Here is a 21,564-nt window from a genome sequence, read left to right as displayed (position 1 = left end):
TGTTGCTTTCCTCCATCTTCATTACATAATGAATTATTGTAACATTACATGCTTGCTTCATGAACGATTTTTAACAAGTTGAAGCATAATTGTAATATTTCATTTACGTTTACTCTGTTGGTCTAGCTCATACACATTGTTTACTATATCATAAAATACGCCATTTGTTTTAGCCTCTTCATCTTTTACCGATAAATCAACAACCACAAGAGCATACTTTGGATTTTCTCTTGGAAAATAGCCAGCAAACCACTTATTAACAAGCGCTTTTTTATCACTGATTTGTGCAGTGCCTGATTTTCCAGCTACTTCATATGGAAGAGAAGCAAAGCGACGTCCTGTTCCTTTTTCTTCCTCTACAACACCCGTAAGAAGCATTTGAAGCTTTTCAGCCGTTTCTCTCTTAATCCCACCACCTTCTAACTCCTGTTTTGGAAAGGAGAAGAGCGTATTTCCATTTTTATATTGAATCTTATCAACCGCTCTCACTTCATATGCCTTCCCTCCACGTCCAATAGTCGCCATCATGTTTGCAAGCTCTAATGGTGAAGCTTTGACATTCAGCTGTCCAATTGATGTTTGGGAAATCGCATTTGGACTTTTAGTCGTATTATCTGTCCACACCATTCCCTTTTTCTCTTCTGGAAGCTGTGCAAAGTTTTGAAGATGGAACACTTCCCCGCTCCAACCTGCCTTCGTTGTTAATCCTAGCTTTTTAGCATACGTTTCTATCATATGCTCGTCTTTTGCCGTTATGTCTTTTCCAAGCTGTCCAAATGTGGCATTACAGCTTTCTGCAAAACTATCGTGAAAAGATAATGTGCCTTGGTCTTTTTGAGCTTTTTTTCCGTAAATATTTGTTGAACAATTAAATGTTCGATTCTCCACGTTTGGTAATTGTTCAAGAGCTGCAGTTGCAATAACGGTTTTGAAAACAGATCCAGGGGTATAAGGAATAAGCATACGGTTATAGACCCCACCATCTCCATAAGGCTTGACTTCATTAATCTCAGGGCGGCTTACAAGTGCTTCAACAGTGTTATTTTCAATGTTCACAAGAACTGCTCCACCTTGCTTCAAACCGCTGCTATCTACAATTTTTTCTACTGCACTCTGCTTTTCTTTATTGAGCGTTGTTTTCACTTTAACAGGATAAAAAGGGTTAGGAGCTCCTGTATACTTTACGTTTAAGCCAAACAATGGGTTTCCTTGCCGATCTACATGATAGAGAAGCTTCGACTCCTCTTCCTGAATTAAAAACTCATCAAAAGCTGACTGCAGTCCTGTAATACCAACAGACGTTTGAGTAGACAGTTCTCCTTCTTTTAGTCTCTCATCATAACGTTCGACAAGGAGATCTCTGTTTTGTCCTGTCAAACCAATTAAATGTTCTGCAAAATGTCCTCCGTCATCCTTTTGAAGAGGAACAGCAAAAAGGCCAGGAATCTTTAAACTATTGATGCTTTTCATTTCAGCTTCTGTGATTTCTTTCTCAATGACAACAGGCTCACTTGCTTTGTTTAACTTGTCTTTGAGCGTATATTCAGACATGCCAACAAAGGACGCCACCTTATCACTTGGCCATTTCAGTTCTTTTAAAAAAGGAAACATAACAAGAGATAATGAAGAATGATGTGTAAGCGGCTCTCCATTTTGATCTACAAATTTTCCTCTTCCATCATCAATTACCATTTCTTGAGTACGCTGTCTCACACTTGCTTCTATTAAATTAATATGATGACGTGAAAAAGATTCTGTTTGAATAAGCTGTATTTGTGCAAGACGTGCTACAAGAATAAGCATAAAACATAAGAGGATAAAAGCTAATTTTTTCATTCGTTTATATGGTTTCATAAAAAAACACCTCGTTACAATTGTCGACGAGGTGTTCTTATTTCAATCATTTTTTTATTAATTTACAGCTGTAATCTTAACAAGCATCTCTCCACCTGGTGTTTGAACAAGAACTTCATCACCAATGTGTTTGCCCATAAGCGCTTTTGCAATTGGAGAATCATTAGAAATGCGGCCTTCAAATGGATCTGCTTCTGCGCTTCCAACAATTGTATATTGTTCTTCATCTCCATCAGGTTGCTCTACAAATGTAATCGTTTTACCAAGAGAGACTGTTGAAGAATTTTCGTCTCCTTCAATAATCTTAGCGTTACGAATCATTGTTTCAAGAGTGGAAATGCGACCTTCAACGAAAGCTTGCTCATCTTTTGCAGCATCGTACTCTGAGTTCTCTGAAAGATCTCCAAAACTACGTGCAATTTTAATTCTCTCTACAACTTCTTTACGTTTTACTGTTTTCAGTTGCTCTAACTCCGCCTCAAGCTTTTCTTTCCCTTCTTGAGTCATTGGATATTCTTTTTCCGTTGCCATAACTCTTCACTCCTTCATATATAAGCGTGTCTCTACTTTGTAAAGAGATGCTTGTAAATAAACAGGCTATGTACTATAAGAAAGAAAATTTGTGAAATGGCGCCTATTAGGCGCCATTCTTCATTCTTATCGTTTATCATATGCATCTTCTCTATACAAATACGTTTTAAATGTTATCTACCATATCGTATTATAAAATAGCATTTTGTTCAAGAATTGTTTGAATCTTAGTACACATCAAATCAATTGCGACATGGTTTTGTCCACCTTCTGGCACAATGATATCTGCGTATCGTTTTGTTGGTTCTATGAACTGGTTGTGCATTGGACGAACAACTTGTACGTATTGATCAATAACAGATTCCAGTGAACGACCACGTTCTTTAATGTCACGTAGAAGACGGCGCACAATTCGTAAATCTGCATCAGTGTCAACATAAAGTTTAATATCCATTAAGTCACGCAGGCGATCATCTTCTAGTACAAGAATTCCTTCTACAATAATTACATCTTTCGGCTCTTCAATAATGATTTCTTCAGAACGAGTATGCATTGTATAGTCATATACAGGCTTTTCAATACTCTCGTAACGAAGAAGACTTTCAAGCTGTTCTACTAAAAGATCATTATCAAAAGCAAGCGGATGATCATAATTGGTCTGCAAACGCTGCTCAAGCGGTACACTGCTTTGGTCCTTATAATAGAAGTCTTGTTCTAAAAGCATAATAGAATGCCCTTGGAAATGTTCATAAATTGCTTTTGTTACGGTCGTCTTGCCTGAGCCTGAGCCTCCTGCAATTCCAATAACAACTGGTTTTTTCCCCATTTTAAATCTCCTTCCGCATCATGTTGTATGGGTAAAGGGGTTGTTCTACTTTAAATTGAACAATTTGCAATGGGTGTCTAGCTGCATCAAGCTCATTGCCTTTTTCATCCCAAATTTGCTCTACAACTGTTGTAAATGTCCCAATCTCTGGTCCAAAAAACTCGACTTCTTGTCCACATTTGAAGAAATTACGTTGTTGCAATGTTACCATTTTCGTTTCTTCATTATAATCAAGCACAAGTCCACAGAAATCATGTGTTGTTGTTTTGCTATGCTCTCCAAACATCTGCTCTTCATGTCCTGGTACGCCTTCAAAGAAAGCTGTTGCTGTCTCTCTATTTGCACATTTATTAAGCTCTCTTAGCCATTCTTCTTGAATTGTAAAATTGTCAGGGTCTGCACAGTAAGCATCAATAACTTTGCGATAAACTGTTACAACGGTTGCAACGTAGTGAATAGATTTCATACGTCCTTCAATTTTCAAACTATCGATGCCCATCTCAATCATTTTAGGGATAGATTGAATTAAATTCAAGTCTTTTGGACTCATTGCAAATGGAGCATCCCCCTCATTAAACAAAGGAGCTTCTTCGTTATTTTCATCCATTTCGAATAAGCCATAGTCCCAGCGACATGACTGACAGCAACCACCACGGTTTGAATCCCTCGCTGTCATGTGATTGCTTAATACACATCGACCAGAATAAGCAATACACATTGCACCGTGGATAAATGATTCAATTTCAATATCTACTTTTTCCTTCATCTCACGAATTTCTTCTGCACTTGTTTCCCGAGCAAGTACAACGCGCTCTAATCCTTCTTCTTTCCAAAACTGGACAGCTTTCCAGTTAGCAAGCGACTGCTGAGTACTTAAATGTACCTCCAGTGATGGAGCTACCTTGCGACAGGTTTCAATAATGAGTGGATCAGCAACAATAATACCTGCTACTCCTGCATTTTCCAGACCTTCTAGGTACTCTTCAAGGCCATCGATGTTCTCATTATGCGCATAAATATTTGTTGTAACATAGATGCGTGCTCCATATTTCTGTGCAAAAGCCGCCCCTTCAGCCATTTCTTCCATTGAGAAGTTATCTGCATTTGAACGGAGGCCATATTCACGTCCACCGATAAAAACCGCATCTGCTCCGTAATGAACTGCTACTTTTAATTTTTCTAAGTTCCCCGCTGGAGCAAGCAGTTCTGGTTTTTTAGTAATAACGCGTTTTCCATCTACAACCTCGTCTACTTTAATTGCCATTCCCTCTTCACTCCTCTTTAATAAACGGTTTCTTTAAAGAAAAATCCTGTATCAAGCATACGGTTTTTCGGCTGAATTGCTTCTAATTCTTCTAATAATGTTTCCTTAATGTCTTCATATTTCTCTCGATTTTCAACGCATAAGTCAATAGCTTGACGATATTTCTTTGTGACGTCTATAAGGTAATCAATAGATTTTAAAATCCCGTCAATTTTAAACGAATCAACGCCTGCATCTATCATTTCTTCAAGTTCATCAATAATACAAACATCATTTGGACTCATAATATGGGTTCCATTTTCATCTTCAAAAATCGGATACTTATTTCCACGTTCTTTATCTAACAAAAACATATTTTTAGTATCTTTTCGATTTTCAATTTCCATCGCCTTTTCTTGATACAAGAAATAGTGACCTAAAAGCGGGCGTTTTGATTGGAACATGCATGTCATTCCATGAACCTGAACTTCGATTTCTACATCTGCATTTTCTTTAATTTCCACAATAGCATCCATGTTTAGCTCGCGTGCCAAAACAGCACGTTTTGAGCCTTTGCGTCCCCAATAGTTACAAACGTACCAGTTTGTCCCTGTTGTTTCCGTACTCCAATGAAGAGTTATAGTTGGAGCTACTTCACGTGCTGTCATTAAGACAGCTGGATCACCATAAACAATGGCATCAACACCTGCATCTTGTAAAAACAAAATATAGTTTTTTAATTCATCTACTTTGTCGTTATGAAAAATAGCATTCATAGCTACGTACACTTTCTTATGAAGCCGATGAGCAACGTTGATAGCTTCTACAACGTCTTCACGCTTAAACTCTCCTGCTAAGCGTAAACCGTAACGAGCCTCCCCAATTAAAAAAGCATCCGCTCCTGCTAAAGCTAATTTCTCAATGTCCCCAACACATGTGGGAGTAAGTAAAATCTCCGGTTTCTTCACATGTTTCACCTCTTTTGTGTACTAATTGCGATTCCATCTCCAATTGGTAATATTGCTGTTTGGAAATCTGAATGACCCATTAACCATTCATTATAGTCATTTATCTTCTTAATCAAACTTCTCTTACGACGTGTTTCAGCTTGGATTTCTCCTGTTACATACCCTTTAAAAAGCACGTTATCACTGACAACAATCCCTCGTTCAGAAAGCATTGGTGTATAAGCGTCAAAGAAACGCTTATATTGGCCTTTGGCCGCATCGATAAAAATGACATCATAAGGTGCTTTGGCGTTTGCTTTTTCCACAACTTCTAAAGCATCACCAAAGATAAGGGTAATATTTTCTTGTTGATCTGATTGAGCTAAAAAACGCTGTGCTTGCTTGTATCGCTCTTCATTACGTTCTATTGTTACAACCTCTGCTCCAAGCTCTTTTGCCATTCTTAAAGACGAATAGCCAATTGCTGTGCCAATTTCTAAAATGCGTTTTGGCTGATAAAGGCGTAAAACTTGCAGAAGAGACTCAATGCTAACAAGCTCCATAATTGGAACGTGATTTTCTAAAGCGTACTGCTCCATTTCTAGGAACAAATTATCTCTTTTTGGAACTAGATTTTCAATATAAGCGTTTATTTCATGAGAAAGCACTTGTCTTTCCTCCGATCATTTCAGTCCTGTTGATTGATATAGAACTACAATTCTAATATTATAAAGGTTTTCCCCTATAGAGTAAACCTTTATACTACGAAAATAATCTTTCTCACAAAAAAGGCTGTGAAAGATTCACAACCTTTTTTGTGGTATTTATTTTTGAAAACGTTCTTCTGTAATATGCTTTTCTTTTTCCTTATTATGTTCTTCAAGAGTTTTTGTAAAGATGACCTCTCCACTTTCTGTTGCTAAGAAATATATATAATCTGTTTGTTCAGGAGATAAAGCAGCCTCAATCGATTCTTTCCCAGCATTTGCAATCGGTCCCGGTGTTAACCCTTTTACCTTATACGTATTGTAAGGCGAGTCCACTTCCAAATCTTTATAAAGTACTCGATCTTTATGACTTCCTAGTGCGTAAAGAACCGTTGGATCTGTTTGAAGACGCATATCTTTTTCTAGTCGATTATAAAATACGCTCGCTATCTTTTTACGATCCGTTTGGTCTGTTGCTTCTTCTTCGACAAGAGATGCCATTGTCAATATTTTATGAACCGTCGTTTTTTGTTTTTTAATCTCTGGTTGATATGGAGCAATCACATTGTTTGTTTTTTCAATCATCGCTTCTAGAATTTCCTCTAATGAAACATCTTTCTTATAAAATGAGTATGTAGCAGGATATAAATAGCCTTCTAGAGGATGCTTAATCTTTGCGTTATCAATCTCAGATGTAACTAAATCCGGATATTTCTTTTTCATATTGTTAATGAAAGCTTTATCATCTAACTTTTGCTCTATTTCCTCTTTTGAAAACTTCGTTTCTTTTGAAATAAGAGTAGAAATTTCATCAAGCTGACGACCTTCTGGAACAGTAATTTTAACAGTTGCTTTGTTTGATACTTTTCCTTCTTGCAGGCGATTAATCATCTCTTCTGGACTCATTGCCTTTGTGAACTCATAGTTGCCTGCTTGGAAGTCATTTAAGTTAGAAAACTTAGCATAGTAGCGAAACACAGTAGCGTTTTTTATTAAATCTTTATCTTCTAGCGTGTGGGCAATTGTAGAAACTGTTGAGCCTGTTGGCACAGACACAATAATTTCTTTCTTGTTTTCTTCGTCTACAGGGCTTAGAGCTGAGTGAATATAAATATAAAGCCCAAGCGCTAAACCAACGAATAAAACAAATAAAATGGACAACACCCACAAAACCGCTTTGCGCACTTTTTTAGCTTCATTTTGTTGCTGCATTAACGTTTGTGAAAAATCAATCGGTTTATTTTTACGTGCCAATCGTCACTCCTCCCTTTCCGCGATTAATTATACTACATCTTTAACTATTTTTCGCCAATATCAGACAAAAAACACCTCTCCCTTCTTGCATAATTTTTCTTTATGCTTAAATTTACTCCGCTCTGCTCAGGATACAAATTATGGCACATAAAAAAGCCGCTTCCTAAGCTTAGGAAGCGGCTTTTACTTTTTTACTCTTCTTCTGAATCAAGTGCATATAGCACTTCTTCAAGCATGTTCCATTCTTCTTCAGTTTCGATTGGCTGAAGTTCGCCATCTTCGCCTTCTCCATTTGGAATAAAGCTAGATGCATGAACGATTACTTCGCCTTCTTCTTCTGATTGAGCAATTGGGGAATAAAGAACGTACGCTTTGTTGAACTGATCAGAGTGGAATGTTGTAATAACCTCACAAAGCTGCTCGTCCCCATTTTCGTCAATTACTGTGATATGTTGTTCTCCGTGATCCATTTTGTCACCTCATTATGTTTTTTAAAATTGCTTGCTATCTAAATAACCTTGCAGAATAACAACAGCTGCCATCTTATCAATTACTTGTTTACGCTTTTTACGGCTTACATCAGCAGAAATAAGCATGCGCTGTGCAGCCATTGTTGAAAGACGCTCGTCCCACATTTCAACTTCAAGGTCAAATGTTGATTTTAGCTTTTCTGCGAAGGAAAGGCAAGCTTCACCTCTTGGACCAATTGTATTATTCATATTTTTAGGTAATCCAACGATAATTTTGCTTACCTCATGTTCTTTAATAAGTTCTTCCAAGCGTGGCAATGCTTTGTTCAGTTGGTTTTCTGGGAACTTAATTGTTTCAACCCCCTGAGCTGTCCATCCCATTGCATCACTTGCTGCCACACCAATTGTTCTTGTACCAACGTCTAATCCTAATGTTCGCAATTTACGCTTCCTCTCGGTGGTTCTTTAAATAGGATTTCACAAGTTCTTCAATTAATTCATCTCGTTCAAGCTTGCGAATAATGTTACGTGCATCCTTATGTCTTGGAATGTAAGCTGGGTCCCCAGATAGTAAATAACCGACAATTTGATTAATTGGGTTGTAGCCTTTTTCTTTTAGTGCCTCATAAACCGTAAAAAGCACTTCATTTACGTTTGTGTCTACTGGGTCTTCATGAAAATCAAATTTCATCGTTCGATCAAATGAACTCATTTTTTCCACCTCACTCATCGTCAACAAAAGAAACAGTTTTAATGCTTATTTTCATTGTACACGAAAAGTACTATGAATTAAACGGATTTTATCCACTGTTTCGCTGCGGACAAAGCATCTTGAATTTTACTTGGGTCTTTCCCGCCTGCCTGAGCCATGTCTGGGCGTCCACCACCGCCGCCACCGCATACAGCAGCAACTTCTTTAACAAGCTTACCAGCATGATAGCCGTTCGAAATTAAATCTTTTGTAACTCCTGCAATAATATTTACTTTTTCATTTTGAGCAGAAGCTAAGACTACAATACCTGTTCCTATTTTGTTCTTTAAGTCGTCCACCATCGTACGCAAGTTATTCATGTCTGCTCCATTAACGCTATGAGCAATCACTTTCACACCGTTTACTTCTTCCACTTCATTGATTAAGTTCCCTGCTTCAATGTTTCCAAGCTTCGCTGCAAGAGATTCGTTTTCACGCTGTAGTGTACGAATTTCGTCTTTTAGTCCTTCTACACGGGTTACAACATCGCGAGGATTTGCTTTTAGCACACTTGCTGCTTGATGTAAAAGTGATACTTGCTCATTCATCACTTTGTAAGCAGCTTGACCTGTTACAGCTTCAATACGACGTGTGCCTGCTCCAATTCCTGACTCTGAAACGATTTTGAAAATACCGATAGAAGAAGTGTTCTCAACATGACAACCGCCGCAAAGTTCAAGGCTATAATCGCCAACTTGAACAACGCGTACAATGTCACCATACTTCTCTCCGAATAAAGCCATTGCTCCCATTTTCTTCGCTTCATTAAGCGATTTGTTTGAAATAGTTACAGGAATGCTTTCCCATACTTTTTCATTAACAATAGTTTCAATTTTTTCAATCTCTTCAGGTTGAATTTGACCAAAGTGTGTAAAATCAAAACGAAGACGATCCTGTGTTACAAGAGAACCTGCTTGGTTCACGTGCTCACCTAATACATCTTTTAATGCTTGATGAAGAAGATGTGTTGCTGTATGGTTTTTCACGATGCTGTTGCGCTTATCAGTCGAAATTTCTGCTAAAACGGCTTGACCTTTTGTGAGCGTTCCTTCTACAACTTCTACTGTGTGAAGGTTTTGTCCATTTGGCGCTTTTTGAACATCTTTGACAAGAGCTTTTACACCTTCTCCTGTGATTGTTCCTTTGTCAGCTACCTGTCCACCGCTTTCTGCATAAAATGGCGTTTCATTTAGCATAATTTGAACTTCGCCACTTGATGCTTCCTCCACAAGTTCACCATCTTGAATAATAATTGATACAGCTGTATGAAGGCTTTCTTGACTATAACCAACAAACGTACTTTCTTCTTTAACATCCCCAAGAAGTGCATCTTGAACTTTCATTGAGCCCACATCTTGACGAGCTTCACGCGCTCTTGTACGCTGTGCTTCCATTTCTGCTTTGAAGCCTTCATAATCTATTGTCATGTTATGTTCTTCAGCATATTCTTCTGTAAGCTCAATTGGGAAACCGTATGTGTCATAAAGACGAAACGCATCTTCACCAGAAATGACTGTACTATCTTTTTCTTTTTCTTTAGCAATGACGTCATTTAAGATTGCTAATCCTTCATGAAGAGTTTCATGGAAACGATCTTCTTCGGTTTTCATCACTTTTTGAATGAATTCGCTTTTTTCCTTTACTTCTGGATAGAAATCAACCATAATTTCAGCAACTGTTGGAACAAGCTCGTACATGAATGGACGGTTGATATTAATTTGTTTTGCATAACGGACAGCACGACGTAATAAACGACGTAATACATAACCACGGCCTTCATTTGATGGAAGAGCTCCATCCCCAACAGCAAATGCTACAGTACGGACGTGGTCTGCAACTACTTTGAACGCTACATCATGATCTGTATTCTCACCGTATTTCAAGCCTGAAATCTGTTCTGTTGCATTAATGATTGGCGTAAATAAATCAGTCTCAAAGTTTGTTTTTGTTTCTTGGATGATTGAGCACATACGCTCAAGCCCCATACCTGTATCAATATTTTTCTTTGGAAGTGGTGTATATGTGCCATCTGGATTGTGATTAAACTGAGAGAACACAAGGTTCCATACTTCTAAGTAACGCTCGTTTTCCCCGCCTGGATATAGTTCTGGATCACTTTCATCATCACCATATTCTGGTCCACGATCATAGAAAATTTCCGTGTTTGGACCACTAGGGCCTTCTCCAATATCCCAGAAGTTCCCTTCTAAACGAATGATGCGCTCTTCAGGTACTCCAATTTTATCTTTCCAGTAATCAAAAGCTTCATGGTCTTCAGGATGAACGGTTACAGAAAGCTTTTCTGACTCGAATCCAATCCAATTTTCACTTGTTAGAAACTCCCATGCCCATTCAATTGCTTCTTCTTTAAAGTATTCCCCAATTGAGAAATTACCTAACATTTCAAAGAAGGTATGGTGACGTGCTGTTTTCCCTACATTTTCAATATCGTTTGTACGAATTGCTTTTTGAGCATTACAAATGCGAGGGTTATCCGGAATAACGCGACCATCAAAATATTTTTTTAAAGTAGCAACCCCACTGTTGATCCAAAGCAGCGTCGGATCCTCGTGCGGCACAAGTGATGCACTTGGTTCAACGCTGTGTCCCTTCTCTTTAAAAAAGTCTAAAAACATTTGGCGAACTTCAGCTGAACTTAGCTTTTTCATGCTAATTCCTCCTTGTATACTATGTAAATGAAAACACAAAAAAAGCCCTAATCCCTCATTAATAGCAGGGACGAGAGCATTACTCGCGGTACCACCCTGATTACGAACTCTTTCGTTCGTCACCTCGATAGAGCACTAACGTAGCCTGCACGATAGGTTTATAAGCCTACACTCCGGATTAGCTTTCTGCTACTCTTCGCTTGGAACATTTTACAGCCTTGAATATTCCTCTCTTTGTAAGCGGGCTTTAGCATACTCTTTCCATCATCGTTTTGTTATATATTATAACCATTATGGCGCTATTATAGACAACTTTCCATGTGGTTGTCAATCACTTGGAGATGGGGATCTCATATAAGTAATCGTTACTTTCAGTATAGCTAACAGCGGGACAGCTAAAATTAATCCTAATACTCCTCCAATTTCTCCTCCCAGTAAAAGAGCGAGCATAATGAGAAGCGGGTGAATGTGCAAGGATTTCCCGACAATAAGAGGAGACAATACATTGCCTTCTAAAAATTGAAGCACGAAGATAATAATAACTACAATTATAACCATTTTCACTGAGATCGTAAGAGCAATAACAGCAGATGGGATCGCTCCAATAATAGGTCCAAAATATGGAATGATATTTGTAACACCAATGATTGTCCCGAGAAAAAAGGGATATGGCATATGAAAAATCCATAAAAGGATTGTTGCGCATGCTCCAATAATAAAACAAACAAGAAACTGACCTCTTAAATAACTCCCTAGCGAATGGTCTACATCTTTAAGAAAACTCTTTCCTTTATCTCTCCATTTTGCAGGAGTGAGGATAAAAATAAAGTGCTTTATTTTATCGAAGTCTTTCAACATATAAAAAGCAATAAAAGGAATGAGGATCAGAAGAAAAAACATACTAAAAGCAGAGCGAATACTGTCTGCAATTCGATTTAATATCCCTTCAAGCATTTTTTCTGTATCATCAATTGCTCCCTCAATTTTTGTATGAATACCGTCTGGTAAGGAAGATGTATGGTAATGAACTTCACTTACCCATTCCTTGTATGTTCCTACAAAAAGAGGAAGCTGATCGCCCACTTCCATTACTTGAACAAGAAAAAGTGGAATTCCCTTATAAAGTCCATATCCAACTCCTCCAAAAAAGAGCAAGTAAATAATAAAAAGAGCAAGGGGTCTTTGAATTCCGCTTTTATGCAATTTCTCGACTGTTGGATGAAGCAAATATGTAATAAGCGCTGCTACAATAAATGGAGAGAGTACTTTTAATAACATAAATAAAATGGGCAGCCATATATGTTGTAATTTAAAAAAAATAAACAGCGTTAAAAATAGTAATAATAAAACACTTAATCGATAAAGCCAGCGAAAAGATACAGCTTTCATCATATCTTCCCTCCCTTCAAACTATAGTTTTGATTAAATGAAAAAAAACATGCACAAAAGAAAAGCCTTTTGAATCATTTTGATTCAAAAGGCTTTATTTAAGAGAAATTTTTCATAACGCGCTTGCGCATTTTTTTCATATTTCGTTTGGAAAAAAGATCGCTTTGACCATCTGTAACACGGTTATATGCATATAAGCCAACACCTAAAGCAAGGACAGAAGAAAAAACTTTGTTCATGTCGACTCCTCCAAATTAAAAGTTAATTGTTCGATCTTCATCTGAAAACAAGTCATCGAGTGAACTTAAGCTCCCGTCTTCTTCAACTTGATGTGTATTAATTTTCCCTTTTGAAATTGTCATCTCAATGAAGCAGCCCCAGCAGTAATATTGATTGACTCCAATTTTCCCAACATCAATACTTTGACAATTTGGACAGCGTAACAATGTACAACACCTCTTTGTTCGTTTATAAGTGTTATCCATTGTTTCCACCATAATGGAAAAACATACTACATAAAAGAAGAACCTGAACACCTAAGTTGTTTCTTCGATTACATTTAGGTTATGGAATTTGGGTAAAATCATGTACTGTAACGTTTTCCATTCATACGGATGATTTCGTTATGTTTTTATGTTACAAGGATAACCTAAAAACCTAAAAATGTACTTGCTCTATTTCTTTTAGCATTCTCTAGCCGTTTATCTCTAAGATTACAGGGTATTCGTACATTGAGGGGAGGTCAATTTATATGTGGAATGCAGCAATGTGGGGCGGAATTTCAGGTTCTGCCGTTTTAATTGGCGCGTTAGTTGCGATGCTTCTTCCTATTCAAAAAAAGATAATTGGTTATATTATGGCCTTTGGGACAGGTGTCTTAATTGGAGCTGCGGCATATGAGCTTCTCGGTGAGTCCCTCAATAGCGGCGGAGTGCTTCCAACGAGCATTGGATTTATAGCAGGAGCTGTTACTTTTACTTTTTTCAATTATATGGTTTCCCGAAAAGGAGCCGCAGAACGGAAACGATCAGAACAAAATGTAGCTACAAGCGGCGGTATTGCTATCTTTATCGGAACCATTATGGATGCAATACCAGAATCCATTATGATTGGAGCAAGTCTTTTAGAGGGACACTCTGTAAGTTTTCTGCTCGTTATTGCCATCTTTATTAGCAATATTCCTGAAGGACTTTCAAGCACAGCAGGTATGAAAGATAACGGATATTCCAAGCTAAAAATCTTAATTTTATGGATTGCCGTTCTTGCTATTTCCACCTTTGCGTCATGGTCAGGATATTTCTTTCTTGATGGTGCTTCTGAAGCTGTTATGGCTAGTATTGCTGCATTTGCCGGAGGCGGAATTATTGCAATGGTCGCTTCAACAATGATGCCTGAAGCATATGATGATAGCGGTTCAACAACAGGACTTATTACTTCACTTGGGCTACTCGTGTCCCTTTTATTAAATAATTTTTCATAAAAAAGTCCACAAAGAAGTTTCCCTTCCTTGTGGATTTTTTCAATCTGCTTCCATAAAATCATATGGGGTAACGTTTTCCATCCCAATCATTGCATCTTTCATGAAAGGAGCTTCATTCTCATCCCACTCTTGCTCGTCTGCTTTTAAGAACGAAGCTAAAGTTGTTTGTCTTTTACCATCATCAGCTCGACTTATTCCAATTTTCAATGCTTCTTCTTCTCCACATAGAATAAGAAACTGTTTACTTCTAGTGATAGCTGTATAAATTAGATTGCGTTTTAACATTCTATAATAGCTTCTTACAACAGGCAGTACAACGATTGGAAATTCGCTTCCTTGGGATTTATGAATAGAGCAGCAATAGGCATGAGTAATTTGGTTAAAATCTGCTTTTGTATATGATACTTCATTTCCATCAAAGGAAATAACGAGCATATCTTGTTTTTCTGTATTTTCTTTTGCGTAAAAAACAGATACAATTTCTCCGATATCTCCATTAAATACATTGCTTTCTGGCTGATTCACAAGCTGCAATACTTTATCTCCAACGCGATATGAAACACTTCCATACTGAATTTCTCGTCTTTTATGTGACGAAGGGTTAAAAAGCTCTTGAAGGGCCACATTGAGATGATCAATTCCTGCATTCCCTTTATACATAGGAGCTAACACTTGAATATCCCGAGCTGTAAATCCCTTCTTAATCGCATTCTGACATACTTGTTTGACAACTTCGGTAATTTGTCCTTGATAACAGGTTAGAAAGGATCTATCTCCTTGTGGCTTACGAATATCATCAGGCATTTTTCCATCTTTAATCATATGAGCAAGCTCAATAATTGAGGACCCTTCTTCTTGTCTGTAAATATCGACAAGCCGAACAACGGGTACAATATCTGATGTTAGCAAGTCTGTTAATACTTGCCCAGGGCCAACTGATGGAAGCTGATCTTCATCTCCAACAAGAACTACTTGCATATCTTCTGGAAGAGCACGGAAAAGCTGATGAGCGAGCCACGTATCTACCATTGAGACTTCATCAACAATAAGAAGACGACCTTTAATTGGATCTTCTTCATCATGATCAAATCCTTCTTGTCCATTCCATTTTAAAAGTCGATGAATTGTAACAGCAGGTAACCCTGTTGCTTCACTCATCCGCTTTGCGGCTCTACCTGTTGGTGCTACAAGAAGAACGGGAAAAGGTTCATCTTTTTTATAGCTAGTTGGATCAAGAGAGCAGCCATGAAGCTCAGCATACAGTTCAACAATTCCTTTGATAACCGTTGTTTTTCCTGTTCCAGGGCCTCCTGTGAGAACCATCATTGGTGACATCAACGCTCTTTGAATTGCTTCACGCTGAGACGGCGCATATTGGATATCTAAGCGTTCTTCAAGTTCACCAAGCGCTAGCAGAAACTCCGACTCTGGGAATTGGTCTTCGTACTGAGTTTGAGCTAAAAGATCCTCAATAACGTTCACTATTCCTTTTTCTGCATAGTAGAGGGATGGAATATAGATTCTTTCTTCTTTTACAAAAAGCTTCTTTTCTTTTGTTAATGCTGCGAGACCTTGTTCTAAATCCTCTATCTTTATTTCCTCATCTGAACGTAGAAGTTCAACAGTCCAATCAAAAAGCTGTGTTTGAGATAAATACGTATGCCCATCTTGTACACATTGTTTTTCAACTACAAAAGCAAGTCCCGCTCGAATCCGGTCTGGATGAGCTCCTTTAATACCAAGTTTTCCTCCAAGCTCATCTGCCCGTTTAAAGCCAATCCCGTCAATATCCTCCACAAGCTGATACGGATTTTCATTAATAATCTGTAGTGCTTCATGCTTATATGTTTGGAAAATTTTCATGGAAAGCTGAGGGCCAAATCCATATTGAGAAAGCTTGATCATAACATCTTCTAAACCGCGATTTTCGACAAGCGCTTCATAAAGAGCATCAGCTTTTTCACTTGACAGATTTGCTACACCTCGCAAATTCTCACGATCTTGAAGAATACGTAAAATAGCTTGGTCTCCTAGTGTATCCACAATTTTTTCAGCTGTTTTTTTTCCGATTCCTTTAAATAGGTCACTTGAAAGATAAGAGATAACGCCTTCTCTTGAATGTGGAAGCTCTTTTTGAAACATATCCGCTTGAAACTGCCATCCAAAACGTGGGTGTTCTTTTAACTGCCCATAAAATGTATATCGTTCTCCTTCATGTAAAGGAGGAAGATAACCTGTGACAGTAAGGTTGTCATCACTAATATGAACATTCGTTTCTCCAACCGAAATTTTAGCTACTGTATACAAGTTATCCTCATTATGAAAAATAGTTGCTGAAATCTTTCCTTTCACAAATGGACGGTCATCACTCTTGTCTACAACATTTTTTAACTCTTCCTGCATGGCACACACCCCCTCTATTCGGACTGTGTTAAAATTCGTTTTGCATTGCCTGCAAGCAGGTGACCTTCATCAATTTCAAGCGCCCGGTCCAGCATTTCTAATGCCTTTTCTCCATCTTCTTTATAGGCATAACCAACACCTAAGTTATAGTAAGCATCAGCATGGTTTTTGTCTCTTTCAATAACGCTTAAAAATTGTTTGATTGCCTCATCTACCATTTCAAGACGTGCTAAGCACAACCCATATTGAAATTTTGCTTCTATATCTTCTTCGTTTAATTCAACAGCTCTCTGTAAATACGGAAGCGCCAGTTTCACTTGATCTTCATTCATGAATGTTAAACCAAGCATAAAGTGAACATCACTTGAATCTACCCCTTTTTGAAGCGCTTTTTGAAACTCAACGCGTGCTTTTTGGAACTGTTCGCCTTCAAAATAAATCGTTCCTGCTCCGTAATGTGCTGTTCCTGCTGTTTCATCAAGCTCAAGTGCTTTATCAAAAAAACGCAAAGCTCGCTCATTTTCTCCCACAGCTCCAAGTAAATTACCAAAATTAATATAAGAAACTGCGTTTCCTGGTTCTTTTTCAATTGCTTCTGTAAAAGCTTTAGCTGCTTCCTCTAGCTTACCTTCTTGCATATATTGAATTCCTTTTGCATTTAAATCGCTCACTATTTTTCACTCCAAATAAAATTTATGTAAATACCTATAGTTTCTAAATCCATATGTCTATCATACACAATAGCCCTAGCCTTTAAAAGGCTAGGGCTTGTTGTTATACGTAAGTTAGGCGTTCACTTTCTTTGTACACTTCATCAATTGTTGCACCACCGAGACACTCGTCTCCATTGTAGAGTACAACAGCTTGTCCTGGCGTTATTGCACGAACAGGCTCATCGAACACAACGCGAATATGATTTTCATCAATCTTTTCCACTTTTACTCCATAATCGTTTTGACGATAGCGGAATTTCGCCGTACACGTTAACTTATCACCCATTTCCTTATCACTTACCCAACTGACATTTGTGGCAATAAGAGAATGAGAGTAAAGAAGATCATTATGAAAACCTTGATCAACATAAAGAATATTTTTTTCAAGATCTTTTCCAACAACAAACCAAGGTTCGCCGCTTCCGCCAATACCTAAACCTTGACGCTGGCCAATTGTATAATACATTAAACCGTCATGTTTGCCTTTTACTTCCCCGCTTAACGTACGCATTTCACCAGGCTGCGCTGGTAAATATTGACCTAGGAACTCTTTAAAGTTACGCTCTCCAATGAAACAAATACCTGTGCTATCTTTCTTCGTTGCTGTTGCAAGCTCAGCTTCTTTTGCAATTTCGCGCACACGTGATTTTTCAAGTTCACCAATTGGAAATAGCACTTTTGAAAGCTGCTCTTGTGTAAGCTGATTCAAAAAGTACGTTTGGTCTTTATTTTCATCAATGCCACGTAGCATTTTGTATTCCCCATCACGATAAGCAACGCGCGCATAGTGACCTGTTGCTAAATAATCTGCTCCAAGGGTCATTGCGTGATCAAGGAAAGCTTTAAATTTAATTTCCTTATTACACATAACATCAGGGTTTGGTGTACGTCCTGCTTTATATTCTTCTAAAAAGTACGTAAATACTTTGTCCCAATACTGTTTTTCAAAGTTAACCGCATAATATGGAATGCCAATTTGATTACAGACTCGGATAACGTCATTGTAATCTTCTGTTGCTGTGCAAACTCCAAATTCGTCTGTGTCATCCCAGTTTTTCATAAAAATGCCGATGACATCATAGCCTTGCTCTTTTAAAAGAAGAGCCGCAACAGAAGAATCAACGCCACCGCTCATTCCAACGACAACACGGGTATCTTTTGGTGCTTTATTCATTGTTTTCTCTTCCTCCGTTATATTTTTAATCTCTTTACTATAGCAGCTGTGTCACACGCTGCGCGAGCAATTTGCTCAGTTGTATTTCCAAGCCCAAAGCTAAACCGGACTGAAGATGTAACGCGTTCTGAACCTTTTCCAAATAGTGACACTAAAACGTGCGAAGGTTCAATTGATCCTGCCGTACATGCTGAACCACTCGAAGCTGAAATTCCTGCTAAATCAAGATTAACAAGCAAGGACTCAATATTTACTCCCTCAAATGACACATTTAAAATATGAGGCAATGAAAATTGCGGATTTCCGTTCACTTCAAACTGTACCTCTTCTTTTACAAGTGTATCAATAAACAATCTTTTCCATTCATTATACTGCTCTGTTCGTCTTTCTAACGTGTCCATCGCAATTTTCACTGCTTCTGCAAACCCAACAATACTTGGAACATTTTCTGTACCAGCTCTTCGCTTACGCTCTTGTTCCCCACCATATAAAAGTGGTGTAAAAGAAACGCTATTTCTGACATATAAAAAGCCAAGCCCTTTTGGCCCATTAATTTTGTGAGAAGAAACCGACAGTAAATCAACATCAAGCTCATCTACTCGAAAAGGAACAACCCCATAGGCTTGTACTGCATCAGTATGGAAAAAAGCTTGATGGTTTTTCAGTAGAGCTCCAATAGCTTCAATAGGCTCCATTGTCCCTACCTCATTATTTCCCATCATAATCGACACAAGAATAGTTTCATCTGTAAGCGCTGCTTTAATATCTTCAATGCTTACTCTTCCTTTATTATCAACAGGCAAGTAAGTTACGCGAAATCCTTGTTTTTCAAGATATTCACAGGCATGGAGAACAGCATGGTGCTCAATTTCTGTTGTAATAATGTGCATCCCTTTATCCTTGTTATGCAAAGCTGTACCAATAATAGCGAGGTTGTCCGCTTCCGTTCCACCGCTTGTAAAGATAATCTCATCTGGTTTTGCTCCAATGCTACTTGCCATTGTTTGGCGTGATTCATCAAGCAAATGCCTACTTTCTCTCCCAAATGAATGAATGCTTGAAGGATTCCCAAACGTTGTTTGCATAGTTTCCGTTACAGCTTTAATGACAGAAGGATGAAGAGGCGATGTTGCCGCATGATCGATATAAATTTTTTCCACTCCGGTTCACTCCCTTAAAAACGATTTCCTAAATATAAAACATATAGGCGTCGTTATCGCCATCTTCACTGTGATTTGCTAAATCTTCAAGCGTTGTGTTTTCAAGCACTTCTTTCACAGCATCACGAATTCTTAACCATAACTCCCGCTTTGCTGGTTCTTCCTGTTCAATTCCTTCTACAGGGCTAATTGGTCCTTCAAGAACAGAAATAATATCTCCAGCTGTAATATCTCCTGGCTCCTTGGCAAGTAAATAGCCACCGTACGCTCCGCGAATACTTTTCACAAGTCGAGCATTGCGAAGAGGGGAGATAAGCTGCTCTAGATAGTGCTCTGATAAGTCATGTGCTTTTGCAATACTTTTTAACGAGATTGGACCTTCACCATGATTTTTTGCTAATTCAATCATAATTGTTAAGCCGTAACGTCCTTTTGTTGAAATTTTCAAATTCAGCACCCCTTCATAATTCACTAATATATACACTTGTTCTTTTTATCTATAAACGATTCACATCTTTAACTAAAACACAATATAAACAAACTAATATGATTAAGCTAATGTAATATGTTAATGTAAATAATATATTTTATACTATTTCATTATAGCCTTCAACCTTTGACATTATAGCATATTATGAAGATATCGTGCATGTTTTAGACCCTTATATGAGAAGGGATCAAAATACATTTTAATTAGGAGAGATTGTTTAATGAATCACAACCCATTAGCTTACAGAATGCGCCCTTCTTCTATTGACGAAGTGATTGGACAAGAACAGCTTGTTGGAGAAGGGAAAATCATTCGTCGTATGGTAGAAGCAAATCAGCTTCGCTCCATGATTCTTTATGGCCCCCCTGGAACAGGGAAAACAACGATTGCTACAGCAATAGCTCGAAGTACTAAAAAGCCATTTCGACAGCTTAATGCCGTTGTACACGCAAAAAAAGACCTAGCCATTGTCGCAGAAGAAGCTAAAATGTCTGGAAGTGTCATTTTACTTCTTGATGAAGTCCATAGACTTGATAAAGGAAAGCAAGATTACTTGCTTCCTTTTTTAGAGAACGGTCAGATTATTTTAATTGGAGCAACAACAAGCAATCCATATCATGCTATAAATCCAGCAATAAGAAGCCGCTGTCAAATCTTTGAGGTTACACCGCTTTCTCCACAAGAAATCAAAATTGCCGTAACACGAGCAATTGAAGATAAAGAAAAAGGCCTTGGTAAAGAGAAAATTATGATTACTGATGAAGCATTGGAACATTTTTCAACAGCTTCAAATGGCGATGTTCGAGCAACCCTTTCAGCACTTGAACTCGCTGCTCTCTCAACAAAACAAAATGAACAGGGAGAAATTGAAATTACCCTTGATGTTGCAGAAGAATGCCTTCAAAAAAAAGCGCTCGTTCACGATAAAGATGGGGACGCTCACTATGATGTTTTGTCTGCTTTTCAAAAATCCATTCGAGGCAGTGATGTAAACGCAGCTCTTCACTATCTTGCTCGTCTTATTGTGGCAGGTGATTTGGAAAGCTTAAACAGAAGATTGCTCGTTATTGCCTATGAAGATGTTGGACTTGCCAATCCACAGGCAGGAGCACGAACCCTTTCCGCCATCGAAGCATCTGAGCGGCTCGGTTTTCCAGAAGCACGCATCCCGCTTGCGAATGCTGTTGTTGACTTGTGTCTTTCTCCTAAATCAAACTCAGCTTATCAAGCACTTGATAAGGCGATTGAGGATGTAAAAAACGGAAAAAGCGGGGAAATTCCTCTCCATCTAAAAGATGCGCATTATAAAGGAGCTGGAAAACTCGGCCGTGGTGTTGAATATAAGTATCCTCATGATGCTCAATCAGGTTGGGTAAATCAGCAATACTTGCCTGATTCACTTATTAGAGCACAGTATTATAAACCAAAGCATACCGGAAAATATGAGCAAGCTTTGAGCCAAGTGTATGCTAATATTAATAATAAAATGAAGAAGTAAGAAGG

General features: G+C 38.1%; 21 protein-coding genes. 2 read left to right on the top strand and 19 right to left on the bottom strand.

All coding sequences use genetic code 11. The annotated features are described in order from the left end of the window. Positions 1-99: 99 nt before the first annotated feature. The 14 genes from B9N79_RS01670 to B9N79_RS01605 all read right to left on the bottom strand — a co-directional run bounded on the left by B9N79_RS01670 (position 100) and on the right by B9N79_RS01605 (position 13,087). Complete coding sequence (locus B9N79_RS01670) at positions 100-1,854, bottom strand: peptidoglycan D,D-transpeptidase FtsI family protein (RefSeq protein WP_046217870.1); 1,755 nt, start codon at positions 1,852-1,854, stop codon at positions 100-102. 57 nt (positions 1,855-1,911) lie between these two features. Continuing rightward, positions 1,912-2,385 (bottom strand): transcription elongation factor GreA, encoded by a 474-nt coding sequence (greA, locus tag B9N79_RS01665; protein WP_019391391.1) that lies wholly within the window; start codon positions 2,383-2,385, stop codon positions 1,912-1,914. A 190-nt stretch (positions 2,386-2,575) separates the two neighbouring features. Then, the gene (gene udk / locus B9N79_RS01660; protein ID WP_019391390.1) at positions 2,576-3,211 is read right to left on the bottom strand and encodes a uridine kinase; all 636 of its coding nucleotides are present in this window, start codon (positions 3,209-3,211) and stop codon (positions 2,576-2,578) included. A gap of 1 nt (position 3,212) precedes the next feature. Then, a complete protein-coding gene (locus tag B9N79_RS01655) occupies positions 3,213-4,475 on the bottom strand; it encodes a peptidase U32 family protein (RefSeq protein ID WP_040056832.1) in 1,263 nt (420 codons plus the stop codon). A 17-nt stretch (positions 4,476-4,492) separates the two neighbouring features. Continuing rightward, positions 4,493-5,422, bottom strand: a complete 930-nt coding sequence (locus B9N79_RS01650; RefSeq protein ID WP_019391388.1) for a peptidase U32 family protein — start codon at positions 5,420-5,422, stop codon at positions 4,493-4,495. Positions 5,423-5,427: 5 nt separating this feature from the next. Next, the gene (locus B9N79_RS01645) at positions 5,428-6,069 is read right to left on the bottom strand and encodes an O-methyltransferase (protein ID WP_019391387.1); all 642 of its coding nucleotides are present in this window, start codon (positions 6,067-6,069) and stop codon (positions 5,428-5,430) included. Positions 6,070-6,225: 156 nt separating this feature from the next. Beyond that, on the bottom strand, positions 6,226-7,320 hold the full coding sequence (mltG, locus tag B9N79_RS01640) for an endolytic transglycosylase MltG (protein WP_040057059.1): 1,095 nt from the start codon (positions 7,318-7,320) through the stop codon (positions 6,226-6,228). A 233-nt stretch (positions 7,321-7,553) separates the two neighbouring features. Next, a complete protein-coding gene (locus B9N79_RS01635; protein ID WP_019391385.1) occupies positions 7,554-7,832 on the bottom strand; it encodes a DUF1292 domain-containing protein in 279 nt (92 codons plus the stop codon). Between the two features lie 21 nt (positions 7,833-7,853). Beyond that, positions 7,854-8,273 (bottom strand): Holliday junction resolvase RuvX, encoded by a 420-nt coding sequence (gene ruvX / locus B9N79_RS01630; RefSeq protein WP_019391384.1) that lies wholly within the window; start codon positions 8,271-8,273, stop codon positions 7,854-7,856. Position 8,274: 1 nt separating this feature from the next. Continuing rightward, positions 8,275-8,544, bottom strand: coding sequence for an IreB family regulatory phosphoprotein (locus B9N79_RS01625; protein WP_019391383.1), 270 nt, complete (start codon positions 8,542-8,544; stop codon positions 8,275-8,277). A 77-nt stretch (positions 8,545-8,621) separates the two neighbouring features. Beyond that, complete coding sequence (gene alaS / locus B9N79_RS01620; RefSeq protein ID WP_019391382.1) at positions 8,622-11,252, bottom strand: alanine--tRNA ligase; 2,631 nt, start codon at positions 11,250-11,252, stop codon at positions 8,622-8,624. Between the two features lie 327 nt (positions 11,253-11,579). Then, entirely contained in the window at positions 11,580-12,644 is a 1,065-nt protein-coding gene (locus tag B9N79_RS01615; RefSeq protein WP_182928767.1) for an AI-2E family transporter, read from the bottom strand. Between the two features lie 95 nt (positions 12,645-12,739). Further along, positions 12,740-12,880: a YrzQ family protein gene (locus tag B9N79_RS01610; RefSeq protein ID WP_019391380.1), complete on the bottom strand. Its 141-nt coding sequence runs from the start codon at positions 12,878-12,880 to the stop codon at positions 12,740-12,742. Between the two features lie 15 nt (positions 12,881-12,895). Next, positions 12,896-13,087 carry a hypothetical protein gene (locus B9N79_RS01605; protein WP_040056833.1) on the bottom strand — a complete coding sequence of 64 codons (192 nt, stop codon included), beginning with the start codon at positions 13,085-13,087 and terminating at the stop codon, positions 12,896-12,898. Positions 13,088-13,392: 305 nt separating this feature from the next. Between B9N79_RS01605 and B9N79_RS01600 the strand changes: the two genes are divergently transcribed. Then, the gene (locus B9N79_RS01600; RefSeq protein WP_019391378.1) at positions 13,393-14,121 is read left to right on the top strand and encodes a ZIP family metal transporter; all 729 of its coding nucleotides are present in this window, start codon (positions 13,393-13,395) and stop codon (positions 14,119-14,121) included. 39 nt (positions 14,122-14,160) lie between these two features. Here B9N79_RS01600 and recD2 read toward each other — a convergent pair whose 3' ends face one another. From recD2 to cymR, 5 genes are all read right to left on the bottom strand, one after another. Further along, complete coding sequence (recD2, locus tag B9N79_RS01595; RefSeq protein WP_040056834.1) at positions 14,161-16,524, bottom strand: SF1B family DNA helicase RecD2; 2,364 nt, start codon at positions 16,522-16,524, stop codon at positions 14,161-14,163. Between the two features lie 14 nt (positions 16,525-16,538). Beyond that, entirely contained in the window at positions 16,539-17,195 is a 657-nt protein-coding gene (locus B9N79_RS01590) for a tetratricopeptide repeat protein (protein WP_019391376.1), read from the bottom strand. Positions 17,196-17,298: 103 nt separating this feature from the next. Further along, complete coding sequence (gene mnmA / locus B9N79_RS01585) at positions 17,299-18,411, bottom strand: tRNA 2-thiouridine(34) synthase MnmA (protein ID WP_019391375.1); 1,113 nt, start codon at positions 18,409-18,411, stop codon at positions 17,299-17,301. Positions 18,412-18,428: 17 nt separating this feature from the next. Further along, a complete protein-coding gene (locus B9N79_RS01580; protein ID WP_046217872.1) occupies positions 18,429-19,571 on the bottom strand; it encodes a cysteine desulfurase family protein in 1,143 nt (380 codons plus the stop codon). 28 nt (positions 19,572-19,599) lie between these two features. Next, the gene (gene cymR / locus B9N79_RS01575) at positions 19,600-20,019 is read right to left on the bottom strand and encodes a cysteine metabolism transcriptional regulator CymR (protein ID WP_019391373.1); all 420 of its coding nucleotides are present in this window, start codon (positions 20,017-20,019) and stop codon (positions 19,600-19,602) included. Positions 20,020-20,281: 262 nt separating this feature from the next. Here cymR and B9N79_RS01570 point away from each other — a divergent pair, with 262 nt between their 5' ends. Beyond that, a complete protein-coding gene (locus B9N79_RS01570) occupies positions 20,282-21,559 on the top strand; it encodes a replication-associated recombination protein A (protein WP_040056836.1) in 1,278 nt (425 codons plus the stop codon). Positions 21,560-21,564: the final 5 nt, after the last annotated feature.

The organism is Priestia filamentosa (genome assembly GCF_900177535.1).
Classification (GTDB): domain Bacteria; phylum Bacillota; class Bacilli; order Bacillales; family Bacillaceae_H; genus Bacillus_I; species Bacillus_I filamentosa.
This window is presented reverse-complemented; position numbering and strand designations above follow the sequence as displayed.

What these genes read in the sequence shown, in the direction of transcription:
- B9N79_RS01670 (WP_046217870.1), bottom strand. Translation starts at nt 1,854, where the DNA reads ATGAAACCATATAAACGAATGAAAAAATTAGCTTTTATCCTCTTATGT.
- greA (WP_019391391.1), bottom strand. Translation starts at nt 2,385, where the DNA reads ATGGCAACGGAAAAAGAATATCCAATGACTCAAGAAGGGAAAGAAAAG.
- udk (WP_019391390.1), bottom strand. Translation starts at nt 3,211, where the DNA reads ATGGGGAAAAAACCAGTTGTTATTGGAATTGCAGGAGGCTCAGGCTCA.
- B9N79_RS01655 (WP_040056832.1), bottom strand. Translation starts at nt 4,475, where the DNA reads ATGGCAATTAAAGTAGACGAGGTTGTAGATGGAAAACGCGTTATTACT.
- mltG (WP_040057059.1), bottom strand. Translation starts at nt 7,320, where the DNA reads ATGCAGCAACAAAATGAAGCTAAAAAAGTGCGCAAAGCGGTTTTGTGG.
- B9N79_RS01635 (WP_019391385.1), bottom strand. Translation starts at nt 7,832, where the DNA reads ATGGATCACGGAGAACAACATATCACAGTAATTGACGAAAATGGGGAC.
- B9N79_RS01625 (WP_019391383.1), bottom strand. Translation starts at nt 8,544, where the DNA reads ATGAGTTCATTTGATCGAACGATGAAATTTGATTTTCATGAAGACCCA.
- alaS (WP_019391382.1), bottom strand. Translation starts at nt 11,252, where the DNA reads ATGAAAAAGCTAAGTTCAGCTGAAGTTCGCCAAATGTTTTTAGACTTT.
- B9N79_RS01615 (WP_182928767.1), bottom strand. Translation starts at nt 12,644, where the DNA reads ATGATGAAAGCTGTATCTTTTCGCTGGCTTTATCGATTAAGTGTTTTA.
- B9N79_RS01610 (WP_019391380.1), bottom strand. Translation starts at nt 12,880, where the DNA reads ATGAACAAAGTTTTTTCTTCTGTCCTTGCTTTAGGTGTTGGCTTATAT.
- B9N79_RS01600 (WP_019391378.1), top strand. Translation starts at nt 13,393, where the DNA reads ATGTGGAATGCAGCAATGTGGGGCGGAATTTCAGGTTCTGCCGTTTTA.
- recD2 (WP_040056834.1), bottom strand. Translation starts at nt 16,524, where the DNA reads ATGCAGGAAGAGTTAAAAAATGTTGTAGACAAGAGTGATGACCGTCCA.
- mnmA (WP_019391375.1), bottom strand. Translation starts at nt 18,411, where the DNA reads ATGAATAAAGCACCAAAAGATACCCGTGTTGTCGTTGGAATGAGCGGT.
- B9N79_RS01570 (WP_040056836.1), top strand. Translation starts at nt 20,282, where the DNA reads ATGAATCACAACCCATTAGCTTACAGAATGCGCCCTTCTTCTATTGAC.